This window comes from Micromonospora sp. SCSIO 07396 (assembly GCF_053667945.1).
Genome location: NZ_CM132210.1, coordinates 5,500,078 through 5,519,314 on the forward strand (window position 1 = coordinate 5,500,078; position 19,237 = coordinate 5,519,314).

The window sequence follows — 19,237 nt, forward strand, 5'->3', positions numbered from 1 at the left end:
CCGCGTTGCCACGGGCAACGCCCAGCGGCCGACCCGGCGGGTCGGACCTCCGAGATTCCATCACGCCTCCCCTGAAAGAGAAAGCCCAGGTTGTCGGTCGCCGGAGGTGTGATGAGATGTTGATGCAATTTGATCGCAATCCGTCTTTCCGGAGTCACCCAAAGTAATGGAATATCGCCACCGTGTCGTCCTCCTCGCCGGCCCCTCCGGGTCCGGAAAGTCGTACATAGCGCAACGAACCGGCCTTCCCGTGCTCTGCCTGGACGACTTCTACAAGAACGGCGATGACCCTACGTTGCCGCGACAGAACGGACTGGTCGACTGGGACGCGCCCGAGTCGTGGGACGCGGGAACGGCGGTGGAGACAATTGTCCGACTGGCCCAGCAGGGGCGGGCCGATGTGCCGGTCTATGCGATCGGTGCGGATCGACGGGTGGCCACCCGGCCATTCGAGGTGACCGGATCGCCACTCTTCATCGCCGAAGGGATTTTCGCCGCCGAGATCGTCGCGGAATGCCGCCGCCGGGGACTGCTCGCCGGGGCGTACGCGCTGCGCCGGCCGCGTGGGGCGACCTTCGTCCGGCGGCTGGCCCGGGACCTGTCCGAGCAGCGCAAGGCGCCGAAGGTACTGATCCGGCGCGGGCTGGCGCTGCTGCGCGCCGAACCGGCGGTGCTGCGGCGGCAGACCGGCCTCGGTGCCGAGGCGGCCCACGCCCGGGAGTTCCTGCGCCGGGTGGCCGACCTGGTCGCCGGCCACCCGCACCGCTGAGTCAGCCGATCAGCTTCGCGTACGCCGGCTTGATCACCTCGTCGATGATCGCCAACCGCTCGTCGAACGGGATGAAGGCGCTCTTCATCGCGTTGACCGTGAACCACTGGAGCTCCTGCCAGCCATAGCCGAAGTTCTCGACCAGCAGCGCCATCTCACGCGACATCGAGGTGCCGCTCATCAGCCGGTTGTCGGTGTTCACCGTGACCCGGAACCGCAGCTCGCGCAGCAGCCCGATCGGGTGTTCGGCGATCGACGCCACCGCCCCGGTCTGCACGTTCGACGACGGGCACAGCTCCAGCGGGATGCGCTTGTCCCGCACGTACGCCGCCAGTCGGCCGAGCGTCGGCACCGGGCCCGGGGTGATGTCGTCCACGATCCGCACCCCGTGGCCGAGCCGGTCCGCCCCGCACCACTGGATCGCCTGCCAGATCGACGGCAGCCCGAACGCCTCGCCGGCGTGGATGGTGAAGTGGAAGTTCTCCCGCTGGAGGTACTCGAAGGCGTCCAGGTGCCGGGTGGGCGGGAACCCCGCCTCGGCACCGGCGATGTCGAAGCCGACCACCCCGGCGTCCCGGTGCCGGACGGCCAACTCGGCGATCTCCTGCGACCTGGCGGCGTGCCGCATCGCGGTGAGCAGGGTGCCGACCCGGATCGGGGTGCCCGCTGCGGCGGCCTCGGCGCTGCCCTCGACGAAACCGGCGACGACCGCCTCGACCACCTCGTCCAGGGTGAGGTTCTGCTCCAGGTGCTGCTCGGGGGCGAACCGGACCTCGGCGTAGACCACGCCGTCGGCAGCCAGGTCGAGCGCGCACTCCCGGGCCACCCGACGCAACGCCGGGGCGGTCTGCATGACCGCGACGGTGTGCGCGAACGTCTCCAGGTAACGCTCCAGCGAACCGGAGTGCGCCGCCTCCGCGAACCACCGGCCGAGCGCGTCGGGATCGGTACTCGGCAGCTCGTGCCCCACCTCGGCGGCCAGCTCGACGACCGTCGCCGGCCGCAGGCCGCCGTCGAGGTGATCGTGCAGCAGTGCCTTCGGGACCTTGACGATGTCCTCGTATCGGATTGCGACCATCCCCCGACCCTAGTCACGCCCCGCGTCCGCCCGCGATCAGGCTCGCGCGCGGCGCGCGCCGTAGGCTGCTGCGGGTGACCGCGCCGCACCCGTTCGAGCAGCCCGTCGACGCGACGCATCCGCAGATCGTCGCCCGGCTGCGCTGCCCGGTCTGCGCCCGGCCGCTGGCCGCCGCCACCGACACCCGCGCCCTGCGCTGCCCCCGCCGGCACAGCTTCGACCTGGCCCGCCAGGGGTACGTCACACTGCTCGCCGGCCGCGCCCCGCACGTCGGTGACACCGCCGACATGGTCGCCGCCCGGGCCGACTTCCTGGCCGCCGGACACTACGACGTGATCTCGTCAGCCCTGGCCGAGGCGGCGGCATCCGCCCTGGCGACACCGACCGGCCCGGCCGAAGCCAACGGACCGGCCGGCCCGCCGGGACCGGTAGCGGCGAACCCACAGCCAGCACCGACCGGCCCGGCCGAAGCGAACGGACCAGCCGAGGTGGGCGGGCGGGCGGAGCGGGCGGGCTTCGGGGCGTACCCGCTGGTGGTGGAGGCCGGGGCGGGCACCGGCCGGCACCTCGCGGCGGTGCTTTCGGCGTGGCCCGACACCGTCGGCCTGGCCCTGGACGTCGCCAAACCGGCGCTGCGCCGCGCAGCCCGCGCCCACCCACGCGCCGCCGCCGCGCTCGCCGACACCTGGCAGCGGTTGCCGCTGGCCGACCGGTCGGTCGCCGTGCTGCTCGACGTCTTCGCCCCGCGCAACGGCGACGAGTTCCACCGGGTGCTGCACCCGGCCGGGGTGCTGCTGGTGGTCACCCCCACCGACGCCCACCTCGCCGAACTGGTCGACGTGCTCGGGTTGCTGCGGGTCGACCCGACCAAGGCCGACCGGGTCGCCGACAGTCTCGCCGGGCGGTTCACCCCGGCGCACACCGCCGTGCACACCGCCCGGCTCAGCCTCGGCCGGGCCGAGGTCGGCACCCTGGTCGGGATGGGGCCGAGTGCCTGGCACACCGACCCGGCGCGGCTCGCCGCGGCGATCGACGCGCTGCCCACCCCGGTCGCCGTGACCGCGTCGGTACGCCTGACCACCTGGCGTCCCCGCTGACCCACGAGGGGCCTGACGGTCCACCGGCTCAGGTGGAGAGGTCGACCTCTTCCCAGCCGGGCGGCTCGTCGTGGTAGGGGCCGCGCAGCACCACCGCCCACTCCAACGCCCACCGGCGCTGGCCGATCGCGTTCGCGTCCACCAGGCCGGGCAGTCGGTGCCCCGACTTCTCCACCTCCAGGTACGCCCAGTCGAGGCAGTAGTGCAGGTCGAGCAGGGCGGCGGCGTCCGCCGGGTGTTGCGGGGCAGCCAGGATGCGGGCCTGCCACTGGCCGAAGGTCTCCCCACCGGCCAGGTACGGCATCCGCTCCACCAGCCGTTCGTCCACCGGGACGGTCGGGTCGAGCTGCTTGCTCAGGCCCAGCACCCAGGACAGTGAGAACAGCGCGTCGTGGTGCAGGACGAACGAGCGGTGGTCACCCTTGCCGCCCACCACGAACTGCCACTCGGGCGGGGTGACCATGTCGACCAGGTGGGATTCGAGCAACCAGCTCATCGCCGTCTGCGCCGGCATCCCGAAGCACCGGGCCAGGATCAGGTGCAGCACCGCGATGCGCGCCTCGATCTCCCCGGTGGGTCGCAGTTCGATCTCGTCGCCCGGCTCCCAGACCAGGGGAAACTGGGCCGGCGGCAGGGGCAGGCGCAGCCGGGACAACTCGTCGAGGCTCGCCTCGCGGACCTCGCGGGGATCGGGCGCGGCTACCAGCACGATCGGATTCCCTGTCTGCTCACGCGGCGTCACCGCCGTTCGGTCCCCCTGACCAGGGAGGATAGCGTTCCGTCGCGACCGGCACCATGCCGGCCGCCCGCCGTCGGGCGGTGCCGCAGGCGGTCAGCCGATCCGCTCGATGACCAGTGGCGGCGTCGTCGGCGCGGTGGCCGACACCCGGACCGCCAGGGCCGCCTCGGCGCGTGCCGCCGGCAGCCGGGTGGTGTCGTCGGCGCGCAGTTCGTACAGCGGTTCGCCGACCCGGACCGGGTCGCCGGGCCGCTTGTGCAGCACCACCCCGGCGGCGGCGCTGACCGGGTCCTCCTTGCGGGCCCGCCCCGCGCCGAGCCGCCACGCGGCCACCCCGATCGCGTACGCGTCGACGGACTCGACGAAGCCGTCGGTGTCGGCGCGGACCACCTCCACCTCGTTGGCGGTGGGCAGCTTGGCGTCCGGGTCGCCGCCCTGGGCGCGGATCATGGTGCGCCACGCGTCCATCGCCCGCCCGCCGCGCAGCGCGGCGGCCGGGTCGGCGTCGGGCAGGCCGGCCGCGTCGAGCATCTCCCGGGCCAGGGCCAGGGTCAGCTCCACCACGTCGGCCGGGCCACCGCCGGCGAGCACCTGCACCGACTCGGCCACCTCGACCGCGTTGCCGACGGTCAGGCCGAGCGGGGTGGACATGTCGGTGAGCAGGGCGACCGTGCGTACCCCGTGGGCGTCGCCGAGCGCCACCATGGTCCGGGCCAGCTCGCGGGCGTCGGCCACGGTCTTCATGAACGCGCCGGAGCCGACCTTGACGTCGAGGACCAGCGCCCCGGTGCCCTCGGCGATCTTCTTGCTCATGATCGACGAGGCGATCAGCGGGATCGCCTCGACGGTGCCGGTGACGTCGCGCAACGCGTACAGCTTGCGGTCGGCCGGGGCGAGCGCGGCGCCGGCCGCGCAGATCACCGCACCCACGTCGCGGAGCTGGGCGATGAACTCGTCGTTGCTCAGCGCCGCCCGCCAGCCGGGGATCGACTCCAGCTTGTCGAGGGTGCCGCCGGTGTGCCCGAGCCCCCGGCCGGAGAGCTGCGGGACCGCGCCGCCGCAGGCCGCGACCAGTGGCGTGAGCGGCAGGGTGATCTTGTCACCGACGCCGCCGGTGGAGTGCTTGTCGACCGTCGGCCGGTCCACCGCCGACAGGTCCAGCCGTTCCCCGCTGGCGATCATCGCGGCGGTCCACCTGGCGATCTCCGGAACCGACATGCCGCGCAGCAGGATCGCCATGGCCAGCGCCGACATCTGCTCGTCGGCCACCAGCCCCCTGGTGTACGCGTCGACCACCCAGTCGATCTGGCCGTCGCTGAGCACCCCCCCGTCCCGCTTGGCCCGGATGACGTCGACCGCGGTAAAAGCACTCACCGTTGAGTTCCCTCTGAAGTCGTAGCAGTAACCGGCACGAGGGCCGGACAGGTCAGGAGGCGGCCCAGCGGGCCGGGATCTCCAGCGGCGGTTCGCCCTCACCGGCCCAGAAGATGGTGCCCTCCGCGTCCACCACCACGACCCGCGGCGTCCGGGCCAGCCCCCAGGTGATCGCCTCCGCCGGGTCGCCCCAGCTCGGGCCCTCCTCCAGCACCCCGGGCCCGGCCTCGTCGCTGTCGCCGGCCGACCGTTCCCAGTACGCCGTCCAGATCTGCTGCCCGGCGGAGAGGTCCGGGTGCACGAAGACGGTGCCCCGCCCCCGCCACGCGGCCAGCCGGTCCGGCACCACCGGCACCGGGCTCTCGCCCACGACCGCCTCGATGTCGGCCACGTCGAAGGCGTGCGGCAGCAGCTCCGCCATCCGCAGCGGGCCGGTCCTCGACTCGACCAGGCACTCCGGGCCGCCGTTCTCCCAGAGCAGTTGCCGGCACCGCCCGCACGGCATCAACGGCTCCCCGGTGGCGTCGACGCAGGACATCGCGACCAGCCGGCCACCACCGGTGGCGTGCAGCGCCGAGACCACACCGCACTCGGCGCACAGGGTCACCCCGTAGCCGGCGTTCTCCACGTTGCAGCCGACCACCACCCGGCCGTCGTCGACCAGCGCCGCCGCGCCGACCGGGAACTGCGAGTACGGCACGTAGGCGTGCCGCATGACCTCGGTCGCGGCGGCCCGCAGGCGCTCCCAGTCGATCTCGCTCATCCTTTCATTCTGCCCAGGTCACCCCGCCCGGGTGCGGGAAGGGTGCCGGTCAGCCGGCCGCCGGCTGTGGACCGTACCCGGACGGCGTCGCCGAACGGCGCGGGCCCGGCGGGGGAGCTCCCCCGCCGGGCCCGCGCCGGGTCGTCGTTCAGCCCTTGACGTACGGCTTGCCGTCGGCGGCGGGTGCCCGGACCCGACCGACCAGCCCGGCCACCGCCAGGATGGTCGCCAGGTAGGGCAGCATCGCCAGGAACTGGTTGGGGATGCTGCTGCCGATCGCCCCGAGGTAGGTGGCGAGCTGGTCGGCGAAGCCGAAGAACAGCGCGGCGAGCAGCGCGCCGGTCGGGCTCCACCGGCCGAAGATCAACGCGGCCAGCGCGATGAAGCCCTTACCGCCGATCATGTTCTTGGTGAAGCTGTAGAGCGCCAGCGTGTACGACGCACCGCCGATGCCGGCCACCACGCCGGCCAGCAGCACGTTGCGGTACCGCAGGCTGAGCACCTTGACCCCGAGGGTGTCGGCGGCGGTCGGGTGCTCACCCACCGACCGGGTCCGCAGCCCCCACCGGGTACGGAACAGCGCGAGGTGGATGACCAGCACCAGCAGCAGGCCGAGATAGAGGAAGATGTTGCCCCGGAACAGCGCCGGACCGAACAACGGGATGTCCTTCAGCAGCGGGATCTCCCAGTTGCCGAAGCGCGGCGCGCTGTTGTACTTGTCCGCGTCGGTCTGCATCAGCCGCTCGTAGAGGAAGCCGGTGACGCCGACCGCCAGCAGGTTGAGCACCACCCCCATCACGACCTGGTCGACCAGGTAGCGGATGGCGAAGACGGCGAGCAGCAGCGAGATGAACGCGCCACCCACCGCCGCCGCCACCAGGCCCACCCAGACGTTGCCGCTGAGGCTGCCGAACAGCGCACCGCTGAACGCGCCCATCAGCAACTGCCCCTCGATGGCGACGTTGACCACGCCGGACCGCTCGCAGAGCACCCCGGCCAGCGCACCGAAGATCAGCGGCAGGGCCAGGACGAACGTGCCCCGGACGATGTTGACCATCGGCATGAAGTTGCGGCCCTCGGGGGCGGCGGAGACCTGCCAGCACAGGAAGCTCAGCACGAAGCCGACCAGTCCCACCCCGAGGACCAGGGTGAACCAGCGCTTCGGGACCCCGGCCAGCAGCGCGCCGCCGGCTGCGGCGGCGACGACCCCGAACAGGATCGCGCCGAAGGTGCCCTGGATCTCCAGCGCCGCGCCGCCCTCGGTCTCGCTGAGGGTGAACCGGGCCTGTTGGCCGGTGGCCAACGCCCCGAACAACACGGTGGCGAGCACGCCCAGCGCCAGCAGGACCAGGCCGACCTTACGGGGGCGGGTCCAGAAACCCTCGTCGACCGCGGCCACGGCGACGTCGGGAACAGCGGTGGTGGACATGCCTCACCAGCCCTTCGCGAGGCTCGTCTGCAACCGGGCGGCACGGGCGGCCCGGAGCTGGAAGATCGCCTTCACCAGGGCCGGCGCGGCGATGAAGATGACGATCAGCGCCTGGAGCACGGTGACCAGCTCCAGCGAGATGCCGGAGTACGACTGCATCCGGTTGCCGCCGGCCTGGAGCGCGCCGAACAGCAGCGCGGCCAGCAGCACGCCCCACGGCTTCACCCGGCCGAGCAGCGCCACCAGGATGCCGTCGAAGCCGATCTGCGCGATCACCAGCGGGGTCAGCGCGTTCGCGGTGGAACCCAGCACCATCTGGCTGCCGCCGAGGCCGGCGAGCATCCCGGCGATCACCATCACCAGCACGTACGTCTTGGTGACGCTGATGCCGGCGGTCCGCGCCGCGTCCGGGCTGGCCCCGACGGCCCGCAGTTCGAAGCCGAGCGTCGACCGGTTGAGCAGCCAGGCGATGGCCCAGGTGGCGAGCACCGCGAGCAGGATGCCGGCGTGTACCCGCAGGTTGTCGCCGAGCAGCCGGGGCAACGCGGCCGAGGAGTCGACCGGGCGGCTGATCGCGTCCGCCCGGTCCGGGTTCTGCACCCCGTTCTGCACGATGATCCACGACAGGAAGTAGACGGCGACGTAGTTGAGCATGATCGTGTTGATCACCTCGTGCGCGCCGGTCCGGGCCTTGAGGATGCCGGGGACGAAACCCCAGACCGCACCGCCGACCGCACCGGCGATCAACGCGACGACCAGGTGCACCACCGGCGGCAGCGGCAACGCGAAGCCGGCCACCGCGGCCAGGACCACACCGATCGTCGCCTGCCCCTGGGCACCGATGTTGAACAGGCCGCCCCGGAAGGCGAGCGCCACCGACAGGCCGGTGAACACCAACGGCGCGGTGTAGGTGAGGGTCTCCGAGATCGGGCTCAACGCGGCGGTGAAACCGGACGCCTCCGGGTCGAAGACCGCCCCCTTGAACAGGTTGGCGTACGCCTCGCTGACCACCGTCCAGCTGGCGTCGAGGGCGTCGGTCGGGCGGGCGGTGATGTAGCCGTAGGTGGCCAGCACGTCCGGGTCCGACACGATGATCAGGACCGCGCCGACCAGCATCGCCAGCACCAGGGCCAGCACGGTCACGGTTACCGTGTTGGCGGCCCACAGGTTGTCCAGGAACAGCCGGCCCAGCGTGGGCCGGGGCCCCGGCGCGGGCTGCTTGGGCGAGGTCGTCTCGACGATCCGGTCGGCCCTGCCGGTCAGAGCCAGCTCCGCCTCGGTCGCCGGTTCCTTGTCCGGGGAACCGGACACCGGGTTGGGGTTGCTCATGCCTCGTCCTCGTTACCAGGGCTCTCGGGGGCCGGTGCCACGCTGCCGGCCGTACCGCCCGGGGTGGCCACGTCGCCGGTCGGGGCCGTCGCGGGGGCGTCGGGGGTGATGCCGGCCATCAGCAGGCCGATCTCCTCGCGCGGGATGTCCGGGCCGACGATGCCGATGATCCGTCCCCGGTACATCACCGCGATCCGGTCGGCGAGGCCGATCACCTCGTCCAACTCGCTGGAGACGACCATGACGGCGGTGCCGACGTCGCGCTCGCGGATGACCCGGCTGTGGATGAACTCGATCGAGCCGACGTCCACGCCCCGGGTGGGCTGGGCGGCGATGAGGAGCTTCAGCGGCCGGGACAGCTCCCGGGCCACGATCACCTTCTGCTGGTTACCGCCGGACAGGGTGCCGACCGCCGCGTCCGCCGACGGGGTACGCACGTCGAACTGCTCGATCCGCTCCTTCGCCGAGGCGGCGATCGCGTCCGGCCGCAGCGCCAGGCCCCTGCCGAACGGCGGCCGGTCGTAGATGTCGAGGACCAGGTTCTCGGCGACGCTGAACTCCTTGACCAGGCCGTCGACGCTGCGGTCCTCGGGTACGTAGCCGACCCCGGCGCGGAGCACCTTCTTGGTGGACCAGCCGTGGATCGACTCGCCGTCGAGGGTCACCGTGCCGGCGAGCGTCGGGCGCAGCCCCATGATCGCCTCGATCAGCTCGGTCTGCCCGTTGCCCTGCACGCCGGCCACGCCGAGCACCTCACCGGCGCGTACGGTCAGGTCGACGCCGTCCACCGCGCGGATCTGCCGGTCGTCGTCGACGACCAGGCCGGCGACCTCCAGGATCGGCCGGCCCGGGGTGGCGGGCTGCTTGTCGACGGTGAGCCGGACGTTGCGGCCGACCATCAGCGCGGCCAACTCGTCCCGGCTCGCCTCGGGGGAGGCGGTGCCGACGGTCCGGCCGCGCCGGATCACGGTGATCCGGTCGGCGATGGCCTTGACCTCGCCGAGCTTGTGGGTGATGAAGACGATCGACTTGCCGGCCGCCTTGAGCGACCGCATGACCGTGAGCAGTTCCTCGGTCTCCTGCGGGGTGAGCACGGCGGTCGGCTCGTCGAGGATCAGCAGGTCGACGTCGCGGGTGAGCGCCTTGACGATCTCGACCCGCTGCTGGATGCCGACCGGCAGGTCCTCGATCACCGCGTCCGGGTCGACCCGCAGGTTGTACCGCGCGGAGACCTCGGCCACCTCGCGGCGGGCCCGCCGCCGGTCGAGGAAGCCGACGATGCCGCCCCGGACCTGCTCCGCGCCGAGCATGATGTTCTCGGCGACGGTGAAGACCGGCACCAGCATGAAGTGCTGGTGCACCATGCCGATCCCGGCCCGGATCGCGTCCGAGGGGCCCTTGAGCTTCAGCGGCTTTCCGTCGACCAGGATCTCGCCCCCGTCGGGCTGGTAGAGCCCGTAGAGCACGTTCATCAGGGTCGACTTGCCCGCACCGTTCTCGCCGAGCAGGGCGTGGATCTCTCCAGGCTCCACCGTCAGGTCGATGTGATCGTTGGCGACCAGATCACCGAACCGCTTGGTGATGCCGCGCAGTTCGAGTCTCAGCGCAACCTCCTGGAGTGCGAGCGATGGTGCAGCCTAGCTGCCGGTCGACCGGTCACCGGGGTGCCGGCCGACCGGTGCGCGGACCGGCCGCCCCGACGCCCGTGGGTTGCCCACGTACGCCCGGACGGCCGGTCGTCATGCCTGGTGCCCGCCGGCCTCCGCTGCCGATGATCCCATCGCGGCGGCCGGCGCGGCGGTCACTTGGTCGGCTGGGCCTTCGAGGTGACCGTGATGGTGCCGGCGGCGATGTCCGCCTTGATCTTCTCGACCTCGGCCTTGAGGTCCGCCGGGACCTTGCTGTCGAAGTCGTGGTACGGGGCGATCGACACGCCGTTGTTGGCGAGGTTGCCGACGAAGCCCGGGGTGGCGGCGAGCTTCTCGCCACCGGCGGCCTTGAGCACGGCGTCCTTGACGGCGTCCGGGATGTTCTTGACCACGGTGGTCAGCAGCGCCGCGCAGTCCGGGGTGCTCTCGCAGCCGTCGACGTCGACCCAGACGACCGAGTACTTGCCGCCCGACGCCTTCGCTGCGGCGGTGGTGCCGAGGCCCGCGCCACCGGCGACCGGCATGACGATGTCCGCGCCCTGGGCGACCAGCGCGTCGGAGACCTTCTTGCCCTCGTCCTGCTTGGCGAAGTCGTTGGTGAAGGAACCCTTCTGGGTCGCCTTGTCCCAGCCCAGCACCTGGACGTTCTTGCTCTTGGTCTTGTTGTAGTGCGCCACGCCGTCGGCGAAACCGTCCATGAAGATGGTCACCGGCGGGATCGGCAGACCGCCGTAGGTGCCGACCTTGCCGCTCTTGCTCATCCCGGCGGCCAGGTAGCCGGCCTGGAAGGCGGCCTGGGCGGTGTCGAACTGCATCGGGTAGATGTTCGCCGTGCCCGGGTTCGCGTCGACGATGCCGAACTGCTGGTTCGGGTTGGCCTCGGCGATCTTCTTGGTGGCGTCCGACATCAGGCCACCGACGGCCAGGATGAAGTCGCACTTCTGGTTGACGTACCCGGTCAGGTTGACCTCGTAGTCCGCCTCGGCCTTCGACGCGACGTACTTGATGTCGATGTTGTCGTTGGCCTTCTTGGCCTCCTCCAGGCCCTTCCAGGCGGAGGTGTTGAACGACTTGTCGTCGATGCCGCCGACGTCGGTCACCATGCAGGCGCTGTACTTCTTGTCGCCGCTGCCACCGGCGTTGTTGTCGTCGTCCGGGGCCTCACCACACGCGGCAGCACCCAGCACGAGCCCACCCGCCGCGATGGCAGAGGCGATCCGCATCCCACGCACAGAGCGCAAGACGTCTCCTTCCATTGCTCACCGCCTCGTGCGGTGGCAGCCCTTGAACCGACCAGCGTTGTGCTGCCGGCATCCCACGTTACGGACGGGAGCGTAGCCCCACGTCCACCCACCGGCCGCCAATCGTGCACGACTGTTGAACGCTCGTTATCCCGGCGTAACCCTGGCGTGGGGCACATCACTCAGCGTGCCAGTGCCGACCGGTCCGGTGTCACGAACATCCGTTTCCGGCGGCCTCCGCCGGCTACCGCCAGAACACCGCCACAGCCGCCGTGACCAGGGTCAACCCGACGATCGCCAGGAAGTGACCCCGGGCCACCTGCGCCCGCTTCCGGGAGAAGAAGACCATGACGAAGATGAGCAGGGCCAGCACCAACTTGGTAACAAGCTTCGCGGGGGCCGGCTCGTCGCCGTCGCGCAGCGGCGCGGACAGGCCCACACCGGTCAACAACTGGATCACCGAGCCCCAGAGCATGGCCGGGTTGATCCGCAGCCGGCCGCTGAGGTACTGGGCGACGGCACCGCCGAGCAGCAGCGCGAACCCGATCAGATGGACGTAGAGAAGGACCAGTCGGAGAGCTTCCACGCCGGCCATCCTCCCCCATCAACGACACTTTGTAGTAGTTGCCCCGCCGGCTGAGTTCAATCCGTGATCTCGCCGTCCCCGCCGACGCGCCGCCCGTCAGAGCCGCCAGACCTGGAAGGTCGGGCCGTCACCCGGCAGGGTCACCCCGCCGTCGGCGGCGGGCCGCAGCGCCGGGGCGCCCCCGTGGAGGTTCTCCCCCGCCGGGCCGGCAACGGTGGTCGGCAGGCCGGCCAGCCGGACCGGCGGGCCGGCCGCCCGCCGGGCCAGCACCAGCACCGCGCCGGTGGTCGCCTCGCGCAGGAAGACCAGCGTGTCGGCGTCGGCGTACACCCAGCGCAGGCCACCGTGCCGCAGCTCCGGGGTGCCCCGGCGCAGCGCCAGCAGCGCCCGGTAGGCGGCGAAGGTGCCGGCATCGCGTCGCTGCGGCCGGTGCCACGGCATCGGGGTACGCGAGGACTCGCCGTTGCCGCCGGTCAGGCCCCACTCGTCACCGGCGAAGACGACCGGGGTGCCGGGCAGGGTGGCGAGCAGCCCGGCGGCCACCTCCTGCCGGGCGGCGTCCCCGACCACCGTGCGGATGCGGGCCGAGTCGTGCGAGCCGAGCAGCTGCCACGAATGGGTGTACGACCGCCAGGAGATCAGCGACCGGAAGCTGTCCATGGTGGCGAGCACCGCGTGCGCGTCCCGCCGCCGCACCCCGCCCGGGGTGCCGAGGAAGTTCGGCAGCGGCTCGCCACCCCCGGCGTCCCCGGGACCGGTGCGCAGCCAGGACCAGACCGGGTCGGTGAAGCCGACGTAGTTCATCGTGCCGTGCCAGCCGTCGCGGTCCAGGTCACCGGTGTGGTCGTGACCGTGCTCGGCGAGCAGCAACCCGTCGGCGCGGGTCTGCGTGACCACCTCGCGCAGCAGCCGCGCCACCTCGTGGGTGTACGCGTCCGCGCCCCGCCGGCCGGTCATGTTGGCCACGTCGACCCGCCAGCCGTCCAGCCCGTACGGCGGGCGCAGCCAGCGGCGCAGCAGCGAGTCCGGGTCGGTGGCGAAGCGGCGGCGCAGCTCGGCGCTGCCCCAGTTCAGCTTCGGCAGCGACCGCACCCCGTTCCACGACTCGTAGGTCGGCTCCCCGCCGCCGGTGGGCACGTCGAAGTAGTACAGCTCCCGCTCGGGGGCGTCGGCGTCGGCCAGGGCGCGGGTGAACCACCCGTGCGCGTCGCCGGTGTGGTTGCTGGTGATGTCGCCGATCAGCCGCCAGCCCCGGGCCCGGACGGCGTCGGCCAGCCGGACCAGTGCCGCGTCCCCACCGAGCAGCGGGTCGACGGTGTCGAAGCCGGCGGCGTCGTAGCGGTGGTTGGAGCGGGCCGGGAAGATCGGCGTCAGGTAGACGGTGTTGACGCCGAGCCGGTCCAGGTGGTCGAGGCGTTCGGTGATGCCGTCGAGGTCGCCGCCGTAGAACTGGCGCGGGGTCTGCGGGCCGTACCCGACGACCGGGGTGTCCCAGTCGCAGGGGACGGCCCAGTCCGGCGGGGTGCGCCCGTCGGCGGCGGCGGAGCGGGCGAACCGGTCGGGGAAGATCTGGTAGATCAGCGCGTCCCGGGCCCAGGCCGGCGGCGGCGCGTGGCTGACCAGCTTGAAGTCGCCGTGGTCGGGCACGTCGTGGTCGACCTGGCCGGCGGCGTTGAGCCAGCGGTAGCCGCCGGTCGCCCCGGTCAGCATGAACCGGTAGTTGCTGACCGGGTTGCGGACCTCGACGTCGGCCCGCCACCACACGTCGTGACCGTCCCGACGGTCGACGGTGGCCGCGACGAAGCGCGGCTCACCGTCGCCCGTGGTCCGGACGTGCACCTGCCGGACGTCGACGCCCTCGGGCACCCGGACGAACACCGGCACCCGCTGACCGAGGACGGGTTCCTGCTCGGGCACGTACAGCGCCGAGCCGTCGTGGTGCGGCGACAGGGACATGGCGTGGCCTTTCGATTCAGCCCTTGACCGCCCCGGCGGTGAGGCCGGAGACGATGTAGCGCTGGAGGAGCTGGAAGACCAGCACGGTGGGGACCGCGGTGAGCAGGGTGCCCGCCGCGAAGATGCCGAAGTTGTTGTTCCGCTCCCCCGCGACCAGGCCGAACATGCCGACCGCGAGGGTCTTGGACCCGGGATCGGTGAGGAACACGTTGGCGATCATGAATTCGTTGATCGTGCCGATGAACGACAGCAGCGCGGTCACCGCCAGGATCGGCGCCACCAGCGGCAGCATGATCCGGAAGAAGACCTGGGCGTGGCTCGCGCCGTCCATCGTGGCCGACTCGTCCAATTCGCGGGGCAGGGTGTCGAAGAACCCCTTCATCAGCCAGGTGTTCATGCCCAGCGCGCCGCCCATGTAGAGCAGGAACAGGCCCCACGGGGTGTTGAAGCCGATCGACGGCCACAGGTCGGTGACCCGGGTGAAGATCAGGAAGATCGCCACGATCGCCAGGAACTGCGGGAACATCTGGATCAGCAGCAGGGTCAGCAGCCCGAACCGCCGTCCGGCGAAACGCATCCGGGAGAACGCGTACGCCGCCAGCGAGGACAGGAAGATCGACACGAAGCTCGCCCCGCCCGCGATGAGCAGCGAGTTGAGGAACCAGCGGCCGAACTCCGTCCGCTCGAACAGGTTGCCGAAGTTGGTGAGCGACGCCCCGGTGGGCAGCAGTTCGGTCGACGAGAGGGTGCCGAGCGGGTTGAGCGCGGCGGAGAGCACGAACAGGATCGGGAAGAGGCTGAACGCCACCGCCAGCAGGCCGACCACGTGCCGCCAGCCGACCTGGGTGAGCCACCGGCGCCCGCGCCGGCCGGCGGCCTTCGGGTGGGTCGTCACGAGTAGACCTCCTCCTGCTGGCGGGTACGCCGGAAGCTGATCGCCGACACCGTGGCCACGATCGCGAAGATGAAGATCGACACCGCGGCGGCCAGCCCGAACTCGGCGCCCTGCGCGCCGAAGGCCAGCCGGTAGGTGTACGTGATCAGCAGGTCGGTGGCCCCGTTGGTCGGGTTGTCCGGCGCGAACGGGCCACCCTCGGTGGTCAACCAGATCGCGTTGATGTTGTTGAAGTTGTACGCGAACGACGCGATCAGCAGCGGCGAGAGCGCCACCAGCAGCAGCGGCAGGGTGACCGCCCGGAACGACTGCCAGGGCGACGCGCCGTCGACCGAGGTGGCCTCGGTCAGCTCCTTGGGGATCGCCTGGAGCGCGCCCGTGGTCACCAGGAACATGTACGGGTACCCGAGCCAGAGCTGCACCAGCAGCACCGCCACCCGCGCCGACCAGGCCTCGCCGAACCAGTCGACGCCGAGGCCGAACAGGTTGTTGACCAGGCCGAAGTCGGTGTTGAACATGTCCCGCCAGACCAGCAGCATCGCGAACGACGGCATCGCGTACGGCAGGATCAGGAAGACCCGGTAGAGGTTGGTGCCCCGCATCCGGGGCGAGTGCAGGGCCAGCGCGATGGCCATGCCGAGTCCGAAAGTGAAGCCGGTGGAGCCGATCGCGAAGGCGAAGTTCCACAGCAGGGTGCCGAAGAACGGGCCGGAGATGTCCGGGTCGGTGAGCACCCGGGTGAAGTTCTTCAGCCCCACCCCGACCTGCCAGCCCTGGGCGAGCCGCTCGCCGTCGGCGGCGACGAAGGAGCCGGTGTCCGGGTCGGCCGTCCAGGTCCTGCCGGTCTCGTTGTCGGTGACGCAGTCGCAGCCCCGGTCGTACGCCCGGACGGCTTTGCCCTCGTAGGCGCGGGACAGACCGGTGGAGCGCACCGCGCCACCGGGGGTCGGCACGACCAGGGCGGTGATCTCCTCGCTGCGTACGCTGGCCTGACCGACGTTGAGCACGGTGTAGCCCTTGGCGGCGGTGACCCGGCCGCTGCCGGCGACGGTCACGTCGGCGGCGTCGAGCGGGCGCAGCCCGTCGGCGTCCCCGGCGGAGACCCGGCCGGTCCCCGGGTCGGTGAGCAGGAAGACCAGTGGCCCGGTGGCCGGGTCGCCGGTGGTGGCGATGGCGAGGGCGTACTCGGCGGAGCCGGGGACCTGCTTGACCGAGGAGGTCTCGATGGCGACGACCGCGTCGGCCTTGGAGCCCCGGTGGCCGTCGCCGAAGTTGGTGAACGCGGTGCTCGCGGTGTAGAGCACCGGGAAGACCTGGAAAGCGATCAGGAAGATCGTTCCTGGCACCAGGTACTTGGCCGGGATGTGCCGGCGGGTCAGGTAGAGGTAGCACAGGCCGGCGGTGGTGGCCGCCAGGATGGCGAGACCGGCCCAGAGCCGGGCGGCGACGAGCGGGAAGGCCGCCCAGATCGCGATCCCGGCCACCAGGCCGAGCAGGACCACCTTGACGGCGAGGCCGGTCGCGGTGACCGGCGTGTGCTGGCGCGCGGCACGGGAGGTGTCCGGGGGCCCGGAGCGCGCGGGCCCCCGGCCCGGGGCCTGCGGGGCAGGTCCCGGGCCGGACAGCGTGCTCATTACTTGATCTGACCCGAGATCGTCTTGCCGGCTGCGGTGACGGTCTTCGCCGGGTCGGCACCGCCGATGACGGCGGCCTCGGCCTTGCCGAACGGATCCCAGATCGCGGCCATGGCCGGGATCGCCGGCAGCACCTGGCCGCCCTTGCCCGCCTCGGAGAACTTGGCGAGGTCCGGGTCGGTGCCCTTGACCTGGTCGAACGCGGCGGTCAGCGCCGGCGGGCGGGGCTCGGCCTGATAGAGCGCCACGGCCAACTCGGGGGTGGTCACGTAGTTGGTGACGAACTCCTGGGCCAGCGCCTTGTTCTTGCCCTTGGCGGCGACGTAGAACGCCTGGACGCCGACGAACGGCTGGGCCTGCTTGCCACCGGCGAAGCCGGGGACCGGGGAGATGTCGTAGGAGATGCCGGCCTTCTTGGCGTCGGCGATCGCCCACGGGCCGGAGACCAGGAAGGCGCACTTCTTGCCGGTGAAGGTGGCGATGGAGTTCTCGCCGGTGATGGAGCGCTTCAGCGCGCCGTCGCCCTTCTCACCCAGCTTCGCGATCTTCTGGAAGGCCGCGATCGACTCCGGCTTGCCCACGCCCAGGTCCTTGGGGTCGTAGTCGCCGTTGGCGGCGGTGCCGAAGAGATAGCCGCCGGCCGAGGTGTACAGCGGGTAGATGTGGTACGCGTCGCCGTTCTGTCCGGACTGGAGGCAGAGGATCTCGCTGGCCTTCTTGTCGGCCTTGAGCTTCTTGCCGGTGGCGACCAGGTCCTCGATCGTCTTCGGCGCCTCGGGGGCCAGCGCGGTGTTGCGGATCAGCGCGATGTTCTCGGTGGCGTAGGGGACGCCGTAGAGCTGCCCGTTGAACGTGACCGCCTTGATCGCGGTCTCGTTGAAGCCGGACTTCTGCTCGGCGGCGAGCTGCACCGGGTCGATCGCCCCGTTCTGCACGAGGTTGCCGATCCAGTCGTGCGCGCCGACCACCACGTCCGGGCCGCTGCCCTGCTGGGAGGCGGTGACGAAGTTGGTCTGGAGGTCCTTGGAGACGGCCTGCACCTCGACGGTGACGCCGTTCTCCTGGCCGAACTTGTCGGCGAACGGCTTGAGGGCCGCGGTCCGCTTGTCGTCCGCCCAGATGACGAGCTTGCCGCTCGCGGCCGGGGAGGTGGCCTTGGCGGCCGGTTCGTCCTTGCTGTTGTCGCCGCCGCAGCCCGACGCGGCGAGCGCCAGGCCGAGAACGGTGACCACACCCGCGGTACGGATGCGCATCGGTACTCCTGTCGTCATGACGGGGCCGGCCACCTGAGGAAGGGCGGCCTCGCCGTAGGAAACGCTGCAAGTTCTTGCTGACCGGCGTCGGGAAGGCCGCGCCGCTGCTGTCGCGTGTTGCCGGGACGTTAGCAATAGGTTGCAGATATTGGAAGGGCTTGCAGAGACGTACGCAAGAACTTGCCCTTGGGTTAAAGTTCCGCCATGCGCGCTCGACTGTCCGACATCGCCCAACAGGCCGAAGTCAGCGAGGCCACGGTGTCGCGGGTGCTCAACGACCGCCCCGGCGTGGCCCCGGAGACCCGGCAGGCCGTCCTGACCGCCCTCGACGTGCTCGGCTACGAGCGCCCCGCCCGGCTGCGCAAACGCAGCGCCGGGCTGGTCGGGCTGGTGGTGCCGGAGCTGGAGAATCCGATCTTCCCGGCCTTCGCCCAGGTGATCGAGTCGACGCTGGCGCAGAGCGGCTTCACCCCGGTGCTGTGCACCCAGACCCCGGGCGGGGTCACCGAGGACGAGTACGTGGAGATGCTGCTCGACCGGCAGGTCTCCGGCATCGTCTTCGTCTCCGGCCTGCACGCCGACACGGCGGCCAACCACGACCGGTACCGCGCGCTGATCGCCAGGCCGCTGCCGGTCGTCATGATCAACGGGTACGCCCCGGGCATCGCCGCGCCCTTCGTCTCCTGCGACGACCGGGAGGCCACCGAGCTGGCCGTGGCGCACCTGGTCGCGCTCGGGCACCGGCAGATCGGCCTGATCACCGGGCCGGACCGGTTCGTGCCGGTGCAGCGCCGGGTGGCCGGCTTCCGGGCCGCGATGACCCGGCTCGGCACCACCGGCGGCGACCTGGACGCGCTCGCCGAGCTGTCGCTGTTCGGGGTCGAGGGCGGCGAGGCCGCCGCCGGCCGGCTGATCGAGCGCGGGGTCACCGGGATCGTCTGCGGCTCCGACCTGATGGCGCTCGGCGCGGTGCGGGCCGCCCGGCAGCGCGGCCTGTCCGTGCCCGGCGACCTGTCGGTGGTCGGCTACGACGACTCGCCGCTGATGGCCTTCACCGACCCGCCGCTGACCACCATGCGGCAGCCGGTGGCCGCGATGGCGGTGGCCGCCGTCCGGGCCCTGGTCGACGAGATCAACGGGCACGCCGCGCCGCACTCGGAGTACCTGTTCCGCCCGGAGCTGGTGGTCCGCGGGTCGACCGCGGTGGTACGCCAGACGGGCACCGGCCGGCAGCGCCCGGCACCGCCCGCCCTCGCCGTCCCCGCCTGAGCCCCCGCCGCGCTCCCCCGTCTCCCGGCGGAGGGGACGCGCCCACGAACGACCCGCCCCGAGCGCCGGTGACGGACGTCATTTCTTGCGCAAGGCATGCTTGACTCTTGCAGCATCCGGCCGGCATTCTCTCCACACCCGCGTCCGTCACCCACCGCCGCGCGGGCACCGCCGTC

The 19,237-nt window shown here is 71.7% G+C and carries 16 protein-coding genes; 3 read left to right on the plus strand and 13 right to left on the minus strand.

What is annotated here, in order from left to right:
• Positions 1–250: 250 nt before the first annotated feature.
• Positions 251–769: an ATP-binding protein gene (locus tag ACWCHM_RS23705; RefSeq protein ID WP_307820919.1), complete on the plus strand. Its 519-nt coding sequence runs from the start codon at positions 251–253 to the stop codon at positions 767–769.
• Between the two features lies 1 nt (position 770).
• On the opposite strand, the gene ACWCHM_RS23710 is transcribed toward ACWCHM_RS23705, so the two are convergent.
• On the minus strand, positions 771–1,847 hold the full coding sequence (locus tag ACWCHM_RS23710) for an adenosine deaminase (protein WP_204956383.1): 1,077 nt from the start codon (positions 1,845–1,847) through the stop codon (positions 771–773).
• 125 nt (positions 1,848–1,972) lie between these two features.
• On the opposite strand from ACWCHM_RS23710, the gene ACWCHM_RS23715 reads away from it, so the two are divergent.
• Complete coding sequence (locus ACWCHM_RS23715; protein ID WP_454223160.1) at positions 1,973–2,944, plus strand: putative RNA methyltransferase; 972 nt, start codon at positions 1,973–1,975, stop codon at positions 2,942–2,944.
• Between the two features lie 28 nt (positions 2,945–2,972).
• Here ACWCHM_RS23715 and ACWCHM_RS23720 read toward each other — a convergent pair whose 3' ends face one another.
• From ACWCHM_RS23720 to ACWCHM_RS23775, 12 genes are all read right to left on the minus strand, one after another.
• Positions 2,973–3,653: a DUF4272 domain-containing protein gene (locus ACWCHM_RS23720; RefSeq protein ID WP_204956381.1), complete on the minus strand. Its 681-nt coding sequence runs from the start codon at positions 3,651–3,653 to the stop codon at positions 2,973–2,975.
• A 123-nt stretch (positions 3,654–3,776) separates the two neighbouring features.
• Positions 3,777–5,057: a thymidine phosphorylase gene (locus ACWCHM_RS23725; protein ID WP_454219870.1), complete on the minus strand. Its 1,281-nt coding sequence runs from the start codon at positions 5,055–5,057 to the stop codon at positions 3,777–3,779.
• Between the two features lie 52 nt (positions 5,058–5,109).
• Positions 5,110–5,820 carry a cytidine deaminase gene (locus ACWCHM_RS23730; RefSeq protein ID WP_204956379.1) on the minus strand — a complete coding sequence of 237 codons (711 nt, stop codon included), beginning with the start codon at positions 5,818–5,820 and terminating at the stop codon, positions 5,110–5,112.
• Positions 5,821–5,968: 148 nt separating this feature from the next.
• On the minus strand, positions 5,969–7,249 hold the full coding sequence (locus ACWCHM_RS23735) for an ABC transporter permease (protein ID WP_454219873.1): 1,281 nt from the start codon (positions 7,247–7,249) through the stop codon (positions 5,969–5,971).
• 3 nt (positions 7,250–7,252) lie between these two features.
• Positions 7,253–8,578 (minus strand): ABC transporter permease, encoded by a 1,326-nt coding sequence (locus tag ACWCHM_RS23740; protein ID WP_281900624.1) that lies wholly within the window; start codon positions 8,576–8,578, stop codon positions 7,253–7,255.
• Positions 8,575–10,182 (minus strand): ABC transporter ATP-binding protein, encoded by a 1,608-nt coding sequence (locus ACWCHM_RS23745; RefSeq protein WP_454223162.1) that lies wholly within the window; start codon positions 10,180–10,182, stop codon positions 8,575–8,577. The genes ACWCHM_RS23740 and ACWCHM_RS23745 overlap by 4 nt, the downstream gene beginning before the upstream one ends.
• Positions 10,183–10,379: 197 nt before the next feature.
• Positions 10,380–11,450, minus strand: a complete 1,071-nt coding sequence (locus ACWCHM_RS23750) for a BMP family lipoprotein (protein ID WP_204957245.1) — start codon at positions 11,448–11,450, stop codon at positions 10,380–10,382.
• A 262-nt stretch (positions 11,451–11,712) separates the two neighbouring features.
• The gene (locus tag ACWCHM_RS23755; RefSeq protein WP_204956376.1) at positions 11,713–12,054 is read right to left on the minus strand and encodes a hypothetical protein; all 342 of its coding nucleotides are present in this window, start codon (positions 12,052–12,054) and stop codon (positions 11,713–11,715) included.
• A gap of 96 nt (positions 12,055–12,150) precedes the next feature.
• The gene (locus ACWCHM_RS23760) at positions 12,151–14,010 is read right to left on the minus strand and encodes a glycoside hydrolase family 13 protein (protein ID WP_454219875.1); all 1,860 of its coding nucleotides are present in this window, start codon (positions 14,008–14,010) and stop codon (positions 12,151–12,153) included.
• Between the two features lie 16 nt (positions 14,011–14,026).
• Positions 14,027–14,905 carry a sugar ABC transporter permease gene (locus ACWCHM_RS23765; RefSeq protein ID WP_454219877.1) on the minus strand — a complete coding sequence of 293 codons (879 nt, stop codon included), beginning with the start codon at positions 14,903–14,905 and terminating at the stop codon, positions 14,027–14,029.
• Positions 14,902–16,539, minus strand: coding sequence for an ABC transporter permease subunit (locus ACWCHM_RS23770; protein WP_454219879.1), 1,638 nt, complete (start codon positions 16,537–16,539; stop codon positions 14,902–14,904). The genes ACWCHM_RS23765 and ACWCHM_RS23770 overlap by 4 nt, the downstream gene beginning before the upstream one ends.
• Positions 16,539–17,792, minus strand: a complete 1,254-nt coding sequence (locus tag ACWCHM_RS23775; protein WP_454219880.1) for a sugar ABC transporter substrate-binding protein — start codon at positions 17,790–17,792, stop codon at positions 16,539–16,541. Before ACWCHM_RS23775 ends, ACWCHM_RS23770 begins: the two co-directional genes overlap by 1 nt.
• 204 nt (positions 17,793–17,996) lie before the next feature.
• Here ACWCHM_RS23775 and ACWCHM_RS23780 point away from each other — a divergent pair, with 204 nt between their 5' ends.
• Positions 17,997–19,061: a LacI family DNA-binding transcriptional regulator gene (locus tag ACWCHM_RS23780; protein WP_281900634.1), complete on the plus strand. Its 1,065-nt coding sequence runs from the start codon at positions 17,997–17,999 to the stop codon at positions 19,059–19,061.
• The last annotated feature ends 176 nt before the right edge of the window (positions 19,062–19,237 follow it).